The organism is Actinomycetospora cinnamomea (assembly GCF_003096675.1).
In the GTDB taxonomy this organism is placed as follows: Bacteria; Actinomycetota; Actinomycetes; order Mycobacteriales; family Pseudonocardiaceae; genus Actinomycetospora; species Actinomycetospora cinnamomea.
The window spans coordinates 103,726-121,487 of the sequence record NZ_QEKW01000013.1 but is presented as its reverse complement, the minus strand read 5'-3'; the positions used below and the strand labels follow the sequence as shown (position 1 = coordinate 121,487).

The following is a 17,762-nucleotide window of genomic DNA, read 5'->3' as shown; positions in this document are numbered from 1 at the left end:
GATGGAGCAGCAGAGGCGGACCGTGGTGGTCGGCCTGGACGGGTCGCCGCACGCGGAGACGGCGCTGCGGTTCGCCGTCGAGGAGGCCGCGCTCCGCGGCGCACAGGTGCGGGCGGTCACCGCCCTGGAACCCCCCGAGATCTGGGCCTTCGCCGCCGGGATCGACCCCGTACCCGATTCCGACGTGATCCGTGCCGAGAGGCGCGACCAGGCGAGCGTCGAGGTGGAGCGCGTCCGCGAACGCCTCCCCGAGCACCTGCGCGCCGTACCGATCGCCGTGGAGGCGGTGGCCGGCCGCGCGGCGCCGGTGCTCGTCGAGGCGGCCCGGGACGCCGACCTGCTCGTGGTGGGACACCGCGGCCGCGGCGGGCTGCGCAGCACGCTGCTGGGCTCGGTGGGCCTGGGCTGCGTGCTGCACGCCACCGGCCCCGTCGTCGTCGTGCCCCCGTCGCCCGGGCAGGAGGCGACGGAGCCCGCCGACGCGAGCGGAACCGCTGCGGCGCGAGCGTGAGCACACCCCGTGTCCGCGGGTCCCGGACCCGGGGCGGCGTCGGTCAGGCCAGGGCGGCCAGGGCGGCGGCCGGGTCCGGGGCACCGCGGCGGTTGTGGGGCAGCAGGGCGAGCAGACGCGCCATGCCGCAGGTGTTCGTCACGGCGGAGAACGTGAGGCCGGCGCCGATCACGCCGGCGAGCGCGACGAGGGGTCGGTAGCGCAGGCTGCCCAGCACGCCGGCGAGCACGAGCGAGCCCGCGGTGAGCCGCACCTGGCGCTCCATGGCCCACGTGCCCGCGCCCTCGCGGATCGGGCCGCCGTCGCGCTGCCAGTCGGTGACGCCACCCCGCAGCACCTCGAGCCGTTCCAGGCCGGTGCGGTCGAGGACGCCGCGGGCCTGCTCGGCTCGCGCGCCCGAGGCGCAGACGAGCACGACCGGGTCGTCGTGCTCCGCGCGGAGCTCGTCGCGGTGCTCGCGCAACAGGTCGAGGGGGACGTTGTAGGAGCCCGGGATGTGCGCGGCGGCGAACTCGCCCGGGCTGCGCACGTCGATGAGGCGCGTGCCGGGGTGCGACGCGAGCAGCGCGCGCACGGCAGCGGTGTCGAGCAGGGGACGGGTGGGAGTGCTCATAGGTACCAACATACCGACATACAAGGGCGCGGGCGACGAGGGGCGCACGTGAACGTCGCCACCCGACCGGGAGGTCACGGCCGGTGGAACGGCCTCTCCTCCAGGGTGGTCTGCACGGTGCGCCCGCTCTCCCACGGGTTGGCGCCCGGCAGCACGTCGGGGGTGGGGATGTCGGCACGACGCTGCCGCGTCTGCGAGCTCGAGACACCGACCCGCCGGTCCCGCTCGGCGATCTGGGCCTCGTCGGCCTGCCCGTCCTGGGTGAAGGCCATCATCAGCTGCGGGACGCCGTAGGGGAAGTCGTCGCGGTCGTACTGCCACGTGTGGAAGGTCTTCCCGTAGGTCGTCACGAGGTCCTCGAAGTAGGCGCGCGAGGCGAGCTCCGGAACGCCCGGGGTGACCAGCACGCCGGACTTGACCTCGTAGTGATGGCTGTGCCAGAGCCGCTTCTCGTCCTCGGGCAGGCTGCGGAAACGGTCCGCGCTGATGATGTACTCGATCCCGATCAGCCGCGCGTCCGTCGCGTTCCGGTCGAAGATCACGCACTGGTGCAGGTCGGGCTGCAGGTGGATGCAGAAGTGCGACGCCTCCACCTGGCGCCCCATGTCGTCGGCGTACATGTGGAAGCCGTTGAGGTACGTGCTCATCGCGTCGAGCGGATACTTCGGCTGGATGGTGCCGGCCGCGGCATCGAGGACCCGGTGCTTCAGGGGATGTCCCTGGCTGATCTTCGCGAGGGTGGCCGCCTTCCGGCCGGCGAGCACGCCGACCGCGGTGGCGAGTCCGGAGGCGACGCCGACACCGATGGTCGAGGCGAGGCCCCGACCCCGAGGGCGCGAATCCGTTCCACGGTGCACAGCTGCCATGGGAGCGGCTGCCCGGGGCGGAAGGACACCGAAACCGCGCCGCGGCGCGCCGTCATCCGTTCGTCAGGCCGCGAGCGTGATGCCGGACCGCACCGCGGTGTACGCGGCGAGCAGCAGGAGCAACGCGGCGAAGACGCGGCTCAGGGAGGGTGTGGAGACGCGGTCGGCGGCGAGTTTGCCCAGCAGGGTGCCGGTGACGGCCGCGGCGGTCACCGGGACCACGAGCCGGGCGTCGAGGGCCTCGGCTCCGAGGCGTGGGACGAGCGCGCCGATCGAGTTGATCACGATGACCAGCAGCGACGTGCCGATGGCCGCGCGGGCCGGCCACCGCAGGACCAGCACGAGCACGGGGACGGCGAGGAAACCGCCGCCCACGCCGAACAGGCCGGTCATGAGGCCGACCGCGAGGCCCCCGAGGACCACGAGCGCCGACCGGAGGACGCGGGAGCGCCGCAGGGCGCGACCCCGCGCGGCCGCGGGGGGTGACCCCGCGTCGTCCTCGTCCCCGCCACGGCGGGCGTCGCGGATCATGAGCACGGCGGCCACCGTGATGACCCCGGCGAAGGCGAGCAGCAGCACCGACGGATCGAGGTCACGGGCGAGGACGGTGCCGGCGACGGCCGACGCCGTGCCGACCGCCCCGAAGGCCACCCCGGCACGCCAGCGGACGTGGCCGCGGAAGGCGTGCGCGGGAAGCCCGGTCAGGGCGGCGACGCCGACGATGACCAGTGATGCCGTGGCGGCCTCGTGGGTCGACGCCCCGAGCAGGTAGACGAGGGCGGGCACGGTGAGCACGCCGCCCCCGCCGCCCAGGGCACCGACCACGAGCCCGATGACGAGACCGATGCCGATCTCGAGCGCGAGCGTCACACGTTCTCCTCGGCGCAGGCTCGTGAGCGGAATTCACGGTGACCACCGTGAATTCCGCTCACGTGGGACGGGGTCAGCCGGTGGCGAGACCGAGCTCGACCGCGCGGGAGTACTCGTCGTCGATGAGGACGACGTCGCGCCCGGCGCGGTCGAGCAGGCTCGCGGCGATGCTGGACCGGAAGCCGGAGGCGCAGTGCACCCACAGCCGCCCGGCCGGCAGCTCGTCCAGGCGGGTCAGCAGGTCCTGCAGGGGGATGTGCGTCGCGCCGAGGATGCCGCCCTGGGCGCGCTCGTCGTTGCGGCGGACGTCCAGCACGGGCTCGTCGGCCTCGGCCCCGGACCGTGCCGCCACGTCGGCGAAGGTCGCCCTGGGGTAGTGGCGCAGGTCGCCGGAGGGCGCCAGCTCGGCGGGGGTGCCGACGGCCGCGCCCGCCGGCCGGTCGATGCCGATGCGTGCCATCTGCCGCTGCGCCTCGGCGACGTCGTCGGCGGTGTCCCCGATCAGCGTCACCGGCGTGCCCCAGGGCAGCAGCCAGCCGAGGTAGGTCGAGAACTGGCCGCCGAGCGCGATCCCGATCGTGCCGCCGACGTGTTCCGCGGCGTAGGCGGTGCGGTCGCGCAGGTCGACGACCCACTCGCCGTCGGCGATGCGCTTGCGCAGCTCGTCCGGGTCGACCGCGGCCACCGGCGAGAGGTCGGCGGCGTCCGGCCCGGCCAGGTTCCGCGGCCCCATGTGCGCGTAGTAGCGCGGGTAGGCCGTCAGGTTCGCCACCAGCGTCTCGACGAAGCTGTCCTCGTCGGTGGCGAGCAGGGCGTCGTTGGCGGCGCGCTCGGCCCCGATCGTGCTGGACTCGGCGCCCGTCGCGTTGCCCGAGGAGCAGAAGCTGCCGAACCCGTGCGTGGGGTACACGCGGGTCTCGTCGGGCAGCTGGGCGAGCCGCTGGGCCGAGCGGTACTGGTGGTGGGTCAGCTCGATCGTGCGGGCGGCGTCGACGAGGTCGGTGCGTCCGACGCTGCCGAACAGCAGCGAGCCGCCGGTGAAGACCGCGGCCGGCTCGTCGGGTGCCGCCGTGTCGTCGACGACGTAGGACAGGTGCGTGACGGTGTGACCCGGTGTCGCCACCGGCCGCACGCGCAGGGTTCCGACCGTGATCTCGTCGCCCTCGGCGACCCCCCGGCGGTCGAACGTCACCGGGTCCTCGGCGTTGACGAGGTAGTCGACCCCGATCTCCGCGGCGAGGGCGTGCCCCCCGGTGACGTAGTCGTTGTGGATGTGGGTCTCGGCGACCGCGCCGACCCGCACACCCTGCTCGGCCAGGACCGCGTGGACGCGGTCGAGGTCGCGTTGCGGGTCGACGACGAGCGCGACCTCGCCGTCGTGCACCACGTAGCTGCGGTCCCCGAGGGCCTCGGTGGCGATCACCTCGACGTGCATGGAACGACCTCCTTGTCGTCGGTATGTCCCTACATTACGGACGGTCGAGGGCACCCGTCAAACTCGATGGTCCGCGCCCCCGAGGCCTGGGATCTCCTGGACCGGCGTGGCGTGCCGTGCCGGAATCGCCGAATGTCGGGACACTTGAGGGGAGCGCGGTCGGGGACGGGAGCCCCGACCGCGACCGACGGACCGGGAGGCGGAGATGAGCCGGACGACGGGGTCCCGGTCCGGGGACACGTCCAGCGGGGCGGCGGACGAGCCCGCCGAGGTCGACATCGAGCCCGACTACCGCTTCACCCTGGCCAACGAGCGCACCTTCCTCGCCTGGAACCGCACGGCGCTGGCGCTGATCGCGGGGGGCGTGGTCGTGACCGGGCTCGTGCCCGAGTTCGGGCCCGAGGGCTCGCGGCACATCGTCGGCGGCCTGCTCGCCGTGCTGGGGATCGTGGTCGCGGTCATGGCGCTGCGGCGCTGGCAGCGCGTCCAGCGGGCGATGCGTCGGGACGCGGACCTGCCGCCCAGCCGGCTCCCGCTGCTACTGACCGTCGGGCTGGTGGTCGTCACCCTGGCCGTGGCGGTGCTCATCGTGGTGGCCCGGTGAGCGCTTTCGACCCGCGAACGCGTCGCCTGCAGGACCGCTCGGGGCTTCCGGCCGAGCGCACGGTGCTCTCCTGGGACCGCACGGCGCTGGCGATGCTGGTCAACGGGGCGCTGCTGCTCCTCCGGGCGAACCGCAACGGCAGCCTGCTCGTCTGGGTCCCGGCGGGCCTGGCCCTGCTCGCCGCGGTGGCCTGTGCCCTGCTCGGCCGGCGTCGCCACCGCCGCACCGTCGTGGCGGGGTCGGCGAACGTGCGCGCCGACACCGTCGGGGTCACGGCGGTCGCCGGCATGGTCGTCGCGTTCGGCGTCGTCACGCTGCTGCTCGCGGTGCCGGAGATCTGAGGCGCGCTACCGCGCCCGTGAGCAGTTCGGAGTGCTCCAGCACCTCGAAGCGCTCATGTGCGCGGAGCGCACACCGTGAGCGGCAGGGCGCGGCCCACGAGGGAGCGACGCCGGGCGGGCAGGGTGGCGGCGACGCGGGTGAGCTCGCGGGCCGAGGGCGCCCCGGGGGCGTCGAGGACGACGGGCACGCCCCGGTCGCCCGCCTCGCGCAGCGGGACGTCGAGGGGGACGCGGCCGAGCAGCGTGGTGCCCGCCTCGTCGGCGAGCAGCTCGCCGCCGCCGGAGCCGAACACCGCGCTGGTCTCGCCGCAGGAGACGCAGACCGTGCCGGCCATGTTCTCCACGACACCCGCGAGCGGCGCGCCGGACTCCGTGGCCATCCGCACGACACGCCGGGCGACGACCCGCGCAGCCGTCTGGGGAGTGGTCACCGCGAGCAGCGCCGCGTCGGGCAGCAGCTCGAGCACCGAGAGCGTCGCGTCGCCGGTGCCCGGCGGCAGGTCGACCAGCAGGACGTCGAGCGGACCCCACGCCACGTCGGTGACGAACTGCTGCAGCGCCTTGTGCAGCATCGGCCCGCGCCAGATCACCGGGTCGTCCTCGTCGACGAAGAACCCCGTCGACATCAGCGCCACCCCGTGGGCGCGCACCGGCTGCATCTTCTCGCCGAGCACCACCGGGTGGCGGCGCACGCCGAACAGCTGGGGCACCGAGTAGCCCCAGACGTCGGCGTCGATCAGGCCGACCCGCTGCCCGGACGCGGCGAGCGCCGTCGCGAGGTTGGCGGTGACCGTGCTCTTGCCGACGCCGCCCTTGCCGCTGGCCACGGCGTAGACACGGGGAGCGGGGCCACCCGGCCGCGGCGCAGCGGCGGCGGCCAGTCGCTCGGCGAGCTCCGCGCGCCGGCGCGGGGTCATCGGCGTCGTTTCGACCGCCACCCGGCCCGCGCCCGCACCCTCGGCGGCCGCCCGGACCGCCGCGACGAGCTCGGGGGCGACGTCGTGGGTGGGGGTCGCGACGCGGACGAGCACCCGCCCACCGCGACCGTGGGTGACCTCGTCGACGGCCCCGAGCTCACCCAGCGGGCGCCCGAGCTCGGGGTCGACGACGGCGTCGACGGCCGCGCGGACCGCTGCGGGGTCGACGGCCGGGCCGCGCCGCCTCGTCAGCACGCTCATCCGGACGCCCCGCCCTCGGACGGTGCCGGGTCGGGGGTCCGCGGCGGCTGGTCGCCGCCGTCGACCCGGTAGGCGCGCCGACGGGGCTTGACCGGGCGCATGAGGAACTCGGGGCGCCGCTGCCCGCCGGGGCCGATGGTGGCGCGCGTCTTCGCGAGCCACTGCCGGTAGACCTCGCGGGAGCGGGCGGTGTCGACGTAGACGTCGCCGTACCGGTCGCCCGGGTGCGCGCGTTCCATCCGCACCTTCTGCAGCCAGCAGTGCATGCCCGACCACGGGTCGGGCTGCACCCCGAACGCCAGGTTCTGGTGCACGCCCGGGTCGTTCCACCAGATCCTCTCGGAGTCCGGGTCGTCGGAGGTGAAGGGCTCGATGCCCCCGCGGTAGCGCAGCTTCCAGGTGTCCGGCCCGTCGGGGTGGGTGATGTCGACCAGGCCCTGCACCCAGCGACTGCCCTCGGTGTCGTGCAGCCGCCAGCGGCCCATGTGGTGCGACAGCGCGCACACGCCGGGGCGGATCCCCTCGGTGACCCAGACGCGGGCGACGAGGTGGCCGATCGCGGTGGACAGGCGCACGAGGTCGTCGGTGCGCACCCCGTGGCGCTGCGCGTCGCGGGTGTGCAGCCACAGCGGGTGCGAGTTGCTGATCTCGTTCAGGTACTTCGCGTTGCCCGACCGGGTGTGGATCAGCGTCGGGAGCCGGAACGTCGGGACGAGCACGAGCTCGCCGGACTCCAGGTCGATCTCGGAGCGCGCGACGTGCGAGCGGATGTAGCCCGGGGTCGCGTGCTCGGGCCAGCCCCAGTCGCGCATGGCCGTGGAGTAGACCTCCAGCTTGCGCGACGGGGTGAGCCAGCCCGCGGTCGCGGTGCCGTCGGCGTGGCGCACCCCGACCGCCCCGGCCTCGCCGATCAGCGGCGGCACCGAGTCGTCGTCGGTCGGCGTGCGCAGCACCCCCCGCGTCTCGGGCGACGTGTCCTCCACCGTGCCGGAGAGCTCGGACTCGGAGAGCAGGCGCTCGTCCTGGCGGTAGAGATCCGTCGCGACCTCGACGACCCCGTAGCGACGCATGTACTCCAGCGGGGTCATCCCCTCGGCCTGCGCCTTCTCGGTGAGCCCGGGCACCCGGTTCTCGAAGATCCAGCGGTAGTACTCGTCGACGGTGACCTTCTCGCCCGGCCGGTACGGCGACTCGAAGTGGCGGCGGATGCCCAGCGCGTCGTCGGGGTCGATGCGCCAGGAGAGCTCGAACCAGAGCTCGTTCTCCTCCCACACCTCGCCCGGGTTGGTGTCCCGGGTGTCGCCGACGGGGCGTCCCAGCCGCTCCCGGGCCACCCGCTGGACCGGCTGACGGAAGCCGAGCCACTTCGCGGCGTGGGTCTCGTAGGAGTGGGTGTCGTGGCGCTCGGTGGCGTGGCCGACCGGCAGGACGTAGTCGGCGAACTCGGCGGTCTCCGACCAGGTCGGGGTCAGGGCGACGTGCAGCCCGACCTTTCCCGGGTCGGACAGGGTCTTCATCCACGTGAAGCCGTCGGGGTAGGTCCAGATCGGGTTGAAGACCCGCGAGAAGTAGACCTCGAGCCGGCCGCGCCCCTCCTGCAGGAAGTGCGGCAGCAGGATCGACATCTCGTTGGTCGACAGGGGGTACTCGCGCGGCCACGCCAGCGCGTTCCAGTGGTCGTGGGCGGGCACGTCCGGGCCGTGCGGGATGAACTTGTTCCAGCCGTTGGGGCTGGTCCCGCCCGGGGTGCCGATCGACCCGGTGAGCGCGAGGACGAACCACAGGCAGCGGGCCACCTGCCAGCCACCGAGGTTGCCGGCCGCGGCCGAGCGCCAGATGTGCGCCGAGAGCCGGTGGTCGCAGTCGGCCACCAGGCGGGCCAGCTCCTCGATGCGCTCGACCGGGACCTGGGACTCCTCGGCCGCGAAGTCGAAGGTGTAGTCGGCGTAGTCGCCCTCGAGGTGGTCGAGGAACGCCTCGAACGTGCCGGCCCGATCAGATGTGGCCGCCCCGGGGTGCAGCTCGGCGAGGTAGGTCTCCCAGTTGAACCACCGCCGCAGGTACTCGTGGTCGATGCGGCGGGTCCGCAGCAGGTACGACGCGACGGCGAGCAGGATCGCGGCCTCGCTGCCGGGCCACGGCGCCATCCAGACGTCGGCGTGCGAGGCCGTGTTGGACATGCGCGGGTCGACGACGACCAGCTTCGCACCGGCGCTCTTGCCCTCGAGGATGCGCTGGGCGTGGGGGTTGAAGTAGTGCCCGGTCTCCAGGTGCGAGGAGAACAGCAGGATCACCTTGGCGTTGCTGTGGTCGGGCGACGGCCGGTCGAACCCGCCCCACAGGGTCTGGCCGAGACGGGCGCCCGAGCTGCAGACGTTGGTGTGGCTGTTGTGCCCGTCGACGCCCCAGGCCTGCAGCATCCGCTCGGCGAAGCCGTCCTCGCCGGGTCGCCCGACGTGGTAGGTGACCTCCTCGTGGCGGCCCTCGAGGATCGCGGCCCGGATGCGTCCGGCGACGTCGTCGAGCGCGGTGTCCCAGCTGACCTGCTCCCACTGCCCGCCGCCGCGCTCCCCGGTGCGCCGCAGCGGGTGCAGGATGCGCTCCGGGTCGTCGATCTGGTTGATCGTCGCCGGGCCCTTGGCACAGTTCCGGCCCCGGGAGCCGGGGTGGGCGGGGTTGCCCTCGACCTTGCGGACCGACAGGTCGGACTTGTCGACGTAGGCGAGCAGCCCGCAGGCGGACTCGCAGTTGAAGCACGTCGTCGGCACGAGCATGTACTCCCGCGGCACCTTGCGCGGGTGGGCCCGGGCGTCGTGCTCGACGTGGTGGTCCCAGTCGGAGACCGGCGGGAAGTTGCGCAGGTGCTCGTGGGTCCGGGCCCCGGGCAGCGGGTGCCGCTCGGTGCGCGGCGGGGTGTCGTCGGGCGGTGTCGCCGGCGGTGTCCCCGGCGGTGTCGACGGTGCCGCCGGCCGCGTGGGGGCGGCGCCACGGGGGGCGGTCTCGGTCATCGCTTCTCCCGGTGTGGTCGGGACAGGGGTCAGGACAGGGGGAGGTCCTGACCGGCGCGGACGAACACGGATTCGTAGGCCAGCAGTGCCACCTGGACGGCCAGGCCGGCGAGGGCGGCGAGTGCGAGCATCCCGCCGCCCCAGGCCGGGAGGGCGACGAGGGCGGCGAGCAGCGCGAGGGCGACGCCGGCGGTCCAGAACAGCCGCGCGTAGCGGCCGTGGGTCACCAGGTGTGCCGCGGTGGCGGCGGCCCTCGTGGCGTGCCGGCCGAGGTACTCGACGAGCAGCATCGCCACGTGCACGACGGTGGCGACGACCAGCGCGCGCACGATCAGGGCCGCGCCGGCCGCGTCCGTGCCGGCGACGAGCGCGGCGACGGCCAGCGCGCCGGCGCCGACCATGACGGCCTGGACCACGAGGTGCCAGAACAGCAGGGGGGACTGCCACAGGTCGCGGCCCTCGGCCTGGCCGAAGAGGAACGCGGTGTAGCCCGCGACCATCAGCCCGGTCGGGATCCCGAGGACCGCGAGCACGGTCCAGACCACCGGGCTCGCCGCGAGCAACCCGGTCTCGAGGGCGATGCCGTAGAGCAGCCACACCCCCGACACCGCCGCGAAGGCGGCCAGCGCGTACGCGCCGAGCACCAGCCAGGAGCGGGGGTTCGACTTCGTGAGGATGTACCAGAAGCGGTCGGGGCGCTTGAGATCCCAGACCAGGAGCCCGCCGGTCACCGCGGTGCCCAGGACGCCCAGCGCCGGTGCGACCAGCGTGGTGAGCACGCCGAGGTCCACGCCGAGGAGCAGGGCCAGCGCGGCGAGCAGCACCGCGCCCCCGCCGACGCCCTTGGCCCAGAGGTAGGTGGTGACCCGCCAGCCCCAGGGCCGGGGATGGGCGGTGTTCAGCGTGGTGCGGGCCTTCGTCACCGGGTCGGTCGCCATGTCCCGCGCGACGTCGGCGCGGTGGCGGTCCGGGCGCGAGTAGATGTAGCCGGAGTCGGCCGGCGCGGCCAGCGGGTCGAGCACCGCACGCTCGGCGCCGAGGTAGAACACGTTGGGGCCGGTGTTCTGCTCGGGGGAGCGGACCTGGGTCGGGCGGGAGCTGACCAGGCGCGAGATGCCGCTCGAGGGGTCGTCCAGGTCGCCCACCCAGATCGAGTGCGTCGGGCATACCACGACGCACGCCGGCTCGAGGTCGTCGTCGATGCGGTGGGCGCAGAAGTTGCACTTGGCCGCGGTGTGCGTCTCCTCGTCGATGTAGATCGCGTCGTACGGGCACCCCTGCATGCAGCTCTTGCAGCCGATGCAGCGGTCCCGGTCGAAGTCGATGATGCCGTCGTCGCGCTGGAAGAGCGCCTGCGTCGGACAGATCGTCACGCAGGGGGCGTCGGTGCAGTGGTTGCAGCGCATCACCCCGAAGTCGCGGGTGCTGTTCGGGAACGTGCCCTGGTCGACGTACTTGACCCAGGTGCGGAACTGGCCCACCGGCACCTGGTGCTCGGTCTTGCACGCCACCGTGCAGGCATGGCAGCCGATGCACGTGGTCTGGTCGATCGCGAATCCGTAGCGCACAGGACGCCCCCCTCCTCGACGGCCCTGGGAGCCGGAGTGTGACATGGGTACCAATGTTGGGACAAGAAGTCGAAGGTCCCGGGGTCACGACAGCGAGCTCCGCGAGGTCAGGACACGCCGGGTGAGGTCCTCCGACTGCGGCGGGATGCCGCGGGCCTCGGCGGTCAGACCGGCCGCGCGCGCCTGGTCCAGCACCGAGCGCAGGACGAGCGCCCCCGTCGTGTCGATCCGGCCGAGGCGCTCGAGGTCGATCACCAGCGCCGTGGCGTCGGTGTGCTCGGCGAGCGCGTCGAGCAGGGCCGTGTCCAGCTCCTGGGCGGTGCCGAACCAGAGCACGCCACGCGGCCGGAACGTGATCACGCCGTCCTCGACGTGGGTGTCGACGTCGAGCCGCAGCATCCGTGCGAGGAACACCAGCAGCGAGAGCCCGATCCCCACGAGGACGCCGAGGTCGACCCGTGGCGCGAGCAGGATCGTGGCGAGGAAGGTGCCCCAGGCGACGATCGCCTGCGGGACCGAGACACGCCAGAGCGCCAGCAACGGCCCGAACCGCATCAGGTTGACCACCGCGACCACGACGATCGTCCCGAGCACGGCCGTGGGGAGGGGCTCCAGCACCGAGGCGACCGGCAGGAAGGCGAGGACCGCCAGGCCGGTGACACCGCCCGAGAGCCGCGTGGCGGCCCCGGACATGCGGTTGACCGAGCTGCGCGAGAAGGACCCGCCGCACGGCATGCCGCCGAACGCGGCGGCGGTCAGGTTCGCCGCGCCCTGGCTGACGAACTCCCGGTCGGCGCTCCAGCGGGTGCGTTCCTCGGCGGCGAAGCGCCGCGAGATCGACGCGGCCTCGGTGAAGCCGACCAGCGCGATGAGCACCCCGGACAGGGCCAGCGCCGGCAGCGACGACCACGGGATCGCGGTGAGCGTGAACGGCGGCAACCCGGTGGGGATGGAGGCGACGGTGGCCCCGGGGTAGAGGCCGGCCGCGGAGACCGCGACCCCGGCGACGACCGCGACCAGGACGCCCGGGAACAGGGCGTGCAGGCGGCGCCCGCCCAGCACGATCGCCGCCGTGACGAGCGACGCCACGACCGCGGCGACCGCCCACCGGTCGGGTCCCGCCAGGGCCCAGCCGGCGTCGAGGATCTCGTTGCCGAACGGTGCCGGCGCCGTCACTCCCAGCGCTCTGGGCAGCTGCGAGCCGGCGATCAGCAGCGCCGCCGCGGGGACGAACCCCAGCAACATCGGCTGCGACATGAGGTAGGCCAGCCATCCGGCGCGCAGGAGCCCGAGCAGCACCCGCACCGCGCCGACGAGCAGCGCCAGGGCGAGGCCGAGCCCGACGTACTCCGGACTGCCGGGCACGGCGACGGTGCTCAGCGCTCCGAACGTGAGCAGGGCCGTCACCGCCACCGGACCGGTCTGCAGGTACGGCGAGGAGGCGAACACCGCGGCCACGAGGGGCGGCAGCGCGCCCGCGTAGAGGCCGACGACGGGCGGCATCCCGGCGAGCTCGGCGTACGCCAACGACTGCGGGATGCCGACCATCGCCACGCTCAGCCCGGCCACCACGTCCCGCAGCACGGTGCGGCGCCAGGCGGTCACGCGCGTTCTCCTCACCCCGACCCCCTCCGCCCGCGAGATGCCCGGAGCGGACGCAGAGGTTGGTACAGGTGGGCGCCCGCGACAAGGGTCCAAGGACCCACCGATGTCGGTCGGGCCCGTCCTTGCCCGTGCGAGGGGTGCCTCTTATGTTGGGCTGTCCCTACATATGTGAGGAGGGCCACCCATGGCGCGCCAACACAAGATCGTCATCATCGGCGGGGGCTCCGCCGGCATCACCGTGGCCGCGCGTCTGCGCCGGGCCGGGGAGACCGACGTCGCCGTGATCGAGCCGGCGATGACGCACTACTACCAGCCGCTGTGGACCCTGGTCGGGGGCGGCACGGCGCCGGTCGAGGAGAGCGCGCGAGCGATGGCCTCGGTGATGCCCGGCGGGGTCACCTGGCTCACCGACGCCGCCGCCGAGGTCGACCCGGACGCCGGCGAGGTGACGCTCGCCGGGGGCGAGACCGTGCGCTACGACCACCTCGTGGTCTGCCCGGGCATCCAGCTGGACTGGGCGAAGATCGCCGGGCTGGGCGACACGCTGGGCCGGGACGGCGTGTCGAGCAACTACGCCTACGAGCTCGCCCCGGCCACGTGGAAGTTCATCCGCGAGACCCGCTCGGGCACGGCGGTGTTCGGCATGCCCGCCGGCCCGATCAAGTGCGCGGGCGCTCCGCAGAAGATCGCGTACCTGGCCGCCGACCACTGGCGCCAGCAGGGCGTCCTGGAGAACATCGACGTGCACCTCGTGCTGCCGACGCCCGGGATGTTCGGGGTGAAGGTGTTCTCCGACGCGCTCGAGCGCGTCGTGGACGACTACGGCATCACGGTGCACTTCACGAGCGAGGTCACCCACGTGGACGCCGCCCACCGCGAGGCCACGGTCACCGACGTCAACACGCGCGAGACCACGACGCTGCCGTACGACGTCATGCACCTCGTGCCGCCGCAGAGCGCCCCGGACTGGATCAAGAAGGGTCCGCTGGCCGACGCGGAGAACCCGAACGGCTACGTCGAGATCGACAAGCACACGATGCGACACGCCCGCTACGGCAACGTCTTCTCCCTCGGCGACGCGGGCTCGTCGCCCAACTCGAAGACCGGTGCCGCGATCCGCAAGCAGGCCCCGGTGGTGGTCGAGAACCTGCGCGCGGTGATCGCCGGGCGCGAGCCGACCGCACGGTACGAGGGCTACTCGTCCTGCCCCCTGACCACGTCGCGGTCGGAGATGCTGCTCGCCGAGTTCGACTACTCGCTGACCCCGAAGCCGTCGTTCCCGTTGATCGACACGACCCGGCCACGGCGCGACATGTGGTACCTCAAGCGCTACGGCCTGCCGTTCCTGTACTGGAACCTCATGCTGCGCGGCCTCGCCTGACTGAGGGGGTGCGCTGACGCGCTCGTGAGCAGGAAGAAGTGCCGGAGCACTTCTTCCTGCTCACGAGCGCCGGAGGCGCACCCGGGGGATCAGGCCGGCTGCGGGGTGAGCAGCGTCCACGCGCCGTAGCCGCCGAGCAGGTCGGAGACGTCGGCGTGGCCGGCCCGCCGCAGCAGGCTCGCCGCGACGCTCGAGCGGTAGCCGCCCGCGCAGTACGCCACGACCGGGCGATCGGTGGGGACCTCGTCGAGACGGGCGGGCAGGGCGGCCAGCGGGATGGTGAGGGCGCCCGGCACGGTGCCCCCGACCGCGGTCTCGCCGGGGTTGCGCACGTCGAGCACGGTCGGCGGGGTCTCCGAGTCCAGCGCCCGGGCGAGCTCTGCGGTGGTCAGCCGGCTCGCCGGGCGGACCTCGTCGCCGGCGGCGAGGAACGCGCCCTCGGGCTCGCGCAGGTAGCCCGTGACGCGGTCGAACCCGATGCGGGCGAGACGGATGACGATCTCCTCCTCGCGGTCCTGCGGGGCGACCACGACGATCTCCTCGTCGGGCCGGACGACCGAGCCGGCGGTCTCGGCGAAGCGCCCGTCGGCGGGCACGTTGAGCGAGCCGGCCAGATGGCCCGCCGCGAACTCGGCGGGCTCGCGGGCGTCGAGGATCACCGCTCCCGCCCGCCGGCGCTCCAGCACCTCCTCGAGCTCCAGCGGCATCGGGGCCGCGGAGGTGTCGAGGACGGGGTGCTCGCGCCGGTTGAGCACGGCGTCGTGCAGGAAGTAGGCGGGCGCCGCGGGCTGGTCGGCGGTGACGAGGGCCAGGAACTGCTCGTCGCTCATCGGCTGGCAGGCGTAGTTCGTGGCCCGCTGCGCGCCGATCGTCGACCAACGCTCGGTGGACAGGTTCTTCCCGCACGCCGAGCCGGCGCCGTGGGCGGGGAAGACCCGCACGTCGTCGGGCAGGGTCATCAGACGGGTGATCGAGGCGTGCAGCATCCGCCCGAGGTCCTCGCTCGTCCAGCCGATCGAGGCGAGCAGATCCGGGCGGCCGACGTCGCCGATGAACAGGGCGTCGCCCGTGAGGACGCCGTAGGGGACGGCGTCACCGGCGTGCTCGCGGACCAGCACGCTGATCGACTCCGGGGTGTGGCCGGGCGTCTCGAGCACCTTGAGCTCGACCTCCCCCAGCGGGATGCGGTCCCCGTCGGCGAAGTGGCGGATCTCGTAGTCGGCCTCGGCACGTCGCCCGAAGCCGATCCAGGCGCCCGTGGCGCGCGCGAGCTCGAGGTGTCCCGCGAGGAAGTCGGCGTGGAAGTGCGTGTCGATCACGCCCACGATCGTGAGGTCGTGGTGCCGGGCGTCCGCGAGGTACTCGGCCACGTCGCGGCGGGGGTCGACGACGACCGCCTGTCCGGTGGTCTCGTCCCCGATCATGTACGAGGCCTGGGAGAGGCAGTCGAGGTAGTACTGGGCGAAGAACACGGCGTCTCCTCAGCGGCAGGAAATGTACTGACATCTGAGGGAACACCGGCCCGGGTCGGTCCCGTCCCGCCGGAAGTCCTCACCCTCGGGGTCGAAGGTCCGGACCTCCCGGGACTCAGGTCCCGGCGGCCGTGGGCATCACCGGGGCGGGCGGGGGCGACGGTGGCGGGGCGGGTGGGGCGACGGCGAGATGGAGACCGCGCGCCGAGAACCGGGCGTCGAAGGCGAAACGGTCGCCGCGCACGATCGTCTGGCGCCACTCGAGTGGTCGTCCCTGGGCGATGCCGGTGCGCTCGATGACGAAGACCGCGACGTCCTCGCCACACTCGAGCAGCTTCCGTTCGCCCTCCGTCGGGACCTGGGCGCTGATGCGCTCGTGCCCGGACTCCAGCCGCGTGCCGGTGCGTGCGGCGAGCTCGGTGTAGAGCGAGGTGTGGGTGAAGTCGGCATCGAGCAGGGGAGCGGCGACCGTGGCGGGCAGCCAGACACGGTCCACGGCGAGCGGCGCGTCGCCGGCCCGGCGCAGGCGCTCGAGGTGCACGAGCGGGGTCGACTCCTCGAGCCCGAGGTGGGCCGCCACCACGCCGTCGGCCCGCACGTCGAGCACCCGCACGTCGGAGCGCTGCGTCAGGCCCGCGGCCTCGACGGAGGCGAACAGGCTGTAGAGCGTGCCGACGGGCTGCTCGATCTCCGCGCGCCGCACCCTCGGGGCACGTCCCCGCTCGGCCGTGACGAGGCCCTCGGCGCGCAGCCCCCGCAACGCCTCGCGCACCGTGTTGCGGCTGACGTCGTAGTCGGTGACGAGCGCGTTCTCGCCGGGGAAGACGGTGTCGAACTCTCCCTCGGACAGGCGCCGGCGCAGATCGTCCTGGACCTGGGACCACAGGGGGACGGGACTCTGGCGGTCGACGGCGCGTTTCGGCACCACCCCAGCCTAACGTCGAGACATTGGCGCACCGGTGCGTCAGCGTTCGGTGTCGGCCTCACGGCGTCCCCGCGCGTCCCGGAAGGCGGCGAACGCCCGGGGGGCGGAGGAGATCGCCGGCCCGCCGCCCATCATCACCGTGACCCCCAGGGCCTCGGCCACCTCGTCCTCGGACGCGCCCTGACGGGCGGCGCCGTCCGCGTGGGCGGCCATGCAGCCGTCGCACGACTCGGCGACCGCCAGCGCCAGGGCGATGAGTTCCTTGGTCCGCGCGTCGAGGGCCCCGGGCGCGAGGGCGGCGTCACGCAGCCCCGCGAACCCGCGGTACACCTCGGGGATCGCGCGACGCAGCGCGCGGCCCTGGGTGCGGAGGTCCTCGTCCGCGTGCCGGACGTGCGGCGGCTCGTCCGACGGGGTGTGCCAGTCGTTCGCGATGTCCAGGGCGCTGCGCATGGGGGCACCGTGCGGCGGCGGCATCCCGGGCGAGCAGGGGCGTTCGGGCCACGGGTTCCCGGCCGAACGCCTCTCTCGCGCCCGCCGCCCGACGCGGCACGGTCACCCCATGACCGCGTCCGACCCACCGTTGGTGGGGAGCACCCCGTGAGCGTGCAGATCTTCGCCGCCCTCGCCGTCACCGTCTGGGTCGCCGCGGGCGTGCTCGCCGCGCTCGTCCTCCTCGGCCGCCAGGGATACCGCGACTGGCGCTGGTACGTGATCGGCGCCGTCCTCGGCCCGCTGTTCATCCCGATGGCCGCCGAGCGGGCGGACCGCTCGGTGGCCGTGGTCGAGACCGTCGGCGAGGAGCCGGGTGCCGGGGACACCGCGATCGTCGTCGGCGTCGACGGCTCGGCCGGCTCCGACCGCGCCGTGCGTCTGGCCGCCCAGCTGTTCGACCCGGCCCGCACGCGCGTCGTCCTCGTCACGGTCCTCGACCCGGACACCGCGGACCGCCCTGACGACGACGACACCCGGGCGCGCGCCCGGGCGGTGCTCGCCGACCGCGCCACCTGGTTCGGACCCGACGGTGCCGAGCGCGTGGCGACCGAGATCGTCTGCGGCCAGCCCGCCCGGGCCATCGAGACGGTGGCCGCCGCGCACGGCACCGCCGTCATCGTGCTGGGCCGGCACGGTGCGGGCCGCACGGTGCACCTGCTCGGGAACGTGGCGCACCAGGTCAGCAGACACTCGCCCGTACCGGTCGTGCTCGCCGAGCCCCCGGAGCCCCCGCACCGGCACGCCGGCGCGCACGGGCGCCACAGGGCGCACGCCGGCGGCGAGCTCCCCGAGCCCCATCCCTGACCGACGCCGGAGGAGGACGTGATGAGCGAGATCCGGCTCGCCCTGCCCGACGCCGAGGCCGCCCCGGTGACCGCCGGACCGGGGGA

Annotated in this window: 16 protein-coding genes; 5 read left to right on the top strand and 11 right to left on the bottom strand. The window is 73.9% G+C overall.

Translation table 11 applies throughout. The features are described 5' to 3' along the window. Position 1 precedes the first annotated feature (1 nt). Positions 2-511: a universal stress protein gene (locus C8D89_RS21275; RefSeq protein ID WP_116710135.1), complete on the top strand. Its 510-nt coding sequence runs from the start codon at positions 2-4 to the stop codon at positions 509-511. Between the two features lie 43 nt (positions 512-554). Here the strand turns inward: C8D89_RS21275 and C8D89_RS21270 are convergent, their stop codons facing one another. The 4 genes from C8D89_RS21270 to C8D89_RS21255 form a co-directional block, all read right to left on the bottom strand. Next, a complete protein-coding gene (locus C8D89_RS21270; RefSeq protein ID WP_116710134.1) occupies positions 555-1,124 on the bottom strand; it encodes a rhodanese-like domain-containing protein in 570 nt (189 codons plus the stop codon). 74 nt (positions 1,125-1,198) lie between these two features. Further along, positions 1,199-1,990 carry an OBAP family protein gene (locus C8D89_RS21265; RefSeq protein ID WP_116710133.1) on the bottom strand — a complete coding sequence of 264 codons (792 nt, stop codon included), beginning with the start codon at positions 1,988-1,990 and terminating at the stop codon, positions 1,199-1,201. A gap of 63 nt (positions 1,991-2,053) precedes the next feature. Continuing rightward, entirely contained in the window at positions 2,054-2,860 is an 807-nt protein-coding gene (locus C8D89_RS21260) for a sulfite exporter TauE/SafE family protein (RefSeq protein ID WP_116710132.1), read from the bottom strand. A gap of 73 nt (positions 2,861-2,933) precedes the next feature. After that, positions 2,934-4,295: an MBL fold metallo-hydrolase gene (locus tag C8D89_RS21255; RefSeq protein ID WP_116710131.1), complete on the bottom strand. Its 1,362-nt coding sequence runs from the start codon at positions 4,293-4,295 to the stop codon at positions 2,934-2,936. A 205-nt stretch (positions 4,296-4,500) separates the two neighbouring features. Between C8D89_RS21255 and C8D89_RS21250 the strand changes: the two genes are divergently transcribed. Together C8D89_RS21250 and C8D89_RS21245 are read left to right on the top strand one after the other, a co-directional pair. Further along, positions 4,501-4,899 (top strand): YidH family protein, encoded by a 399-nt coding sequence (locus C8D89_RS21250; protein ID WP_116710130.1) that lies wholly within the window; start codon positions 4,501-4,503, stop codon positions 4,897-4,899. Continuing rightward, positions 4,896-5,240, top strand: a complete 345-nt coding sequence (locus C8D89_RS21245; protein WP_243418281.1) for a DUF202 domain-containing protein — start codon at positions 4,896-4,898, stop codon at positions 5,238-5,240. Before C8D89_RS21250 ends, C8D89_RS21245 begins: the two co-directional genes overlap by 4 nt. A 53-nt stretch (positions 5,241-5,293) precedes the next feature. Here C8D89_RS21245 and C8D89_RS21240 read toward each other — a convergent pair whose 3' ends face one another. From C8D89_RS21240 to C8D89_RS21225, 4 genes are all read right to left on the bottom strand, one after another. Then, positions 5,294-6,418 (bottom strand): Mrp/NBP35 family ATP-binding protein, encoded by a 1,125-nt coding sequence (locus tag C8D89_RS21240; protein WP_116710129.1) that lies wholly within the window; start codon positions 6,416-6,418, stop codon positions 5,294-5,296. Beyond that, positions 6,415-9,426, bottom strand: a complete 3,012-nt coding sequence (locus C8D89_RS21235) for a molybdopterin-dependent oxidoreductase (RefSeq protein WP_116710128.1) — start codon at positions 9,424-9,426, stop codon at positions 6,415-6,417. Before C8D89_RS21235 ends, C8D89_RS21240 begins: the two co-directional genes overlap by 4 nt. Before the next feature lie 29 nt (positions 9,427-9,455). Beyond that, the gene (locus tag C8D89_RS21230) at positions 9,456-10,994 is read right to left on the bottom strand and encodes a 4Fe-4S dicluster domain-containing protein (protein WP_116710127.1); all 1,539 of its coding nucleotides are present in this window, start codon (positions 10,992-10,994) and stop codon (positions 9,456-9,458) included. Positions 10,995-11,078: 84 nt separating this feature from the next. After that, positions 11,079-12,599, bottom strand: coding sequence for a SulP family inorganic anion transporter (locus C8D89_RS21225; RefSeq protein WP_116710126.1), 1,521 nt, complete (start codon positions 12,597-12,599; stop codon positions 11,079-11,081). 184 nt (positions 12,600-12,783) lie between these two features. On the opposite strand from C8D89_RS21225, the gene C8D89_RS21220 reads away from it, so the two are divergent. Continuing rightward, positions 12,784-13,980: an NAD(P)/FAD-dependent oxidoreductase gene (locus C8D89_RS21220; protein WP_116710125.1), complete on the top strand. Its 1,197-nt coding sequence runs from the start codon at positions 12,784-12,786 to the stop codon at positions 13,978-13,980. A gap of 89 nt (positions 13,981-14,069) precedes the next feature. On the opposite strand, the gene C8D89_RS21215 is transcribed toward C8D89_RS21220, so the two are convergent. The 3 genes from C8D89_RS21215 to C8D89_RS21205 all read right to left on the bottom strand — a co-directional run bounded on the left by C8D89_RS21215 (position 14,070) and on the right by C8D89_RS21205 (position 16,830). After that, complete coding sequence (locus C8D89_RS21215; RefSeq protein WP_116710124.1) at positions 14,070-15,452, bottom strand: MBL fold metallo-hydrolase; 1,383 nt, start codon at positions 15,450-15,452, stop codon at positions 14,070-14,072. A gap of 115 nt (positions 15,453-15,567) precedes the next feature. Next, entirely contained in the window at positions 15,568-16,377 is an 810-nt protein-coding gene (locus C8D89_RS21210) for a GntR family transcriptional regulator (RefSeq protein WP_116710169.1), read from the bottom strand. A 39-nt stretch (positions 16,378-16,416) separates the two neighbouring features. Further along, the gene (locus C8D89_RS21205; RefSeq protein ID WP_116710123.1) at positions 16,417-16,830 is read right to left on the bottom strand and encodes a carboxymuconolactone decarboxylase family protein; all 414 of its coding nucleotides are present in this window, start codon (positions 16,828-16,830) and stop codon (positions 16,417-16,419) included. Between the two features lie 147 nt (positions 16,831-16,977). Here C8D89_RS21205 and C8D89_RS21200 point away from each other — a divergent pair, with 147 nt between their 5' ends. Continuing rightward, a complete protein-coding gene (locus C8D89_RS21200) occupies positions 16,978-17,676 on the top strand; it encodes a universal stress protein (protein WP_116710122.1) in 699 nt (232 codons plus the stop codon). The last annotated feature ends 86 nt before the right edge of the window (positions 17,677-17,762 follow it).

Coding starts and splice junctions, on each gene's coding strand:
- C8D89_RS21275 (WP_116710135.1), top strand. CDS start 2: ATGGAGCAGCAGAGGCGGACCGTGGTGGTCGGCCTGGACGGGTCGCCG.
- C8D89_RS21270 (WP_116710134.1), bottom strand. CDS start 1,124: ATGAGCACTCCCACCCGTCCCCTGCTCGACACCGCTGCCGTGCGCGCG.
- C8D89_RS21265 (WP_116710133.1), bottom strand. CDS start 1,990: ATGGCAGCTGTGCACCGTGGAACGGATTCGCGCCCTCGGGGTCGGGGC.
- C8D89_RS21255 (WP_116710131.1), bottom strand. CDS start 4,295: ATGCACGTCGAGGTGATCGCCACCGAGGCCCTCGGGGACCGCAGCTAC.
- C8D89_RS21250 (WP_116710130.1), top strand. CDS start 4,501: ATGAGCCGGACGACGGGGTCCCGGTCCGGGGACACGTCCAGCGGGGCG.
- C8D89_RS21240 (WP_116710129.1), bottom strand. CDS start 6,418: ATGAGCGTGCTGACGAGGCGGCGCGGCCCGGCCGTCGACCCCGCAGCG.
- C8D89_RS21235 (WP_116710128.1), bottom strand. CDS start 9,426: ATGACCGAGACCGCCCCCCGTGGCGCCGCCCCCACGCGGCCGGCGGCA.
- C8D89_RS21220 (WP_116710125.1), top strand. CDS start 12,784: ATGGCGCGCCAACACAAGATCGTCATCATCGGCGGGGGCTCCGCCGGC.
- C8D89_RS21205 (WP_116710123.1), bottom strand. CDS start 16,830: ATGCGCAGCGCCCTGGACATCGCGAACGACTGGCACACCCCGTCGGAC.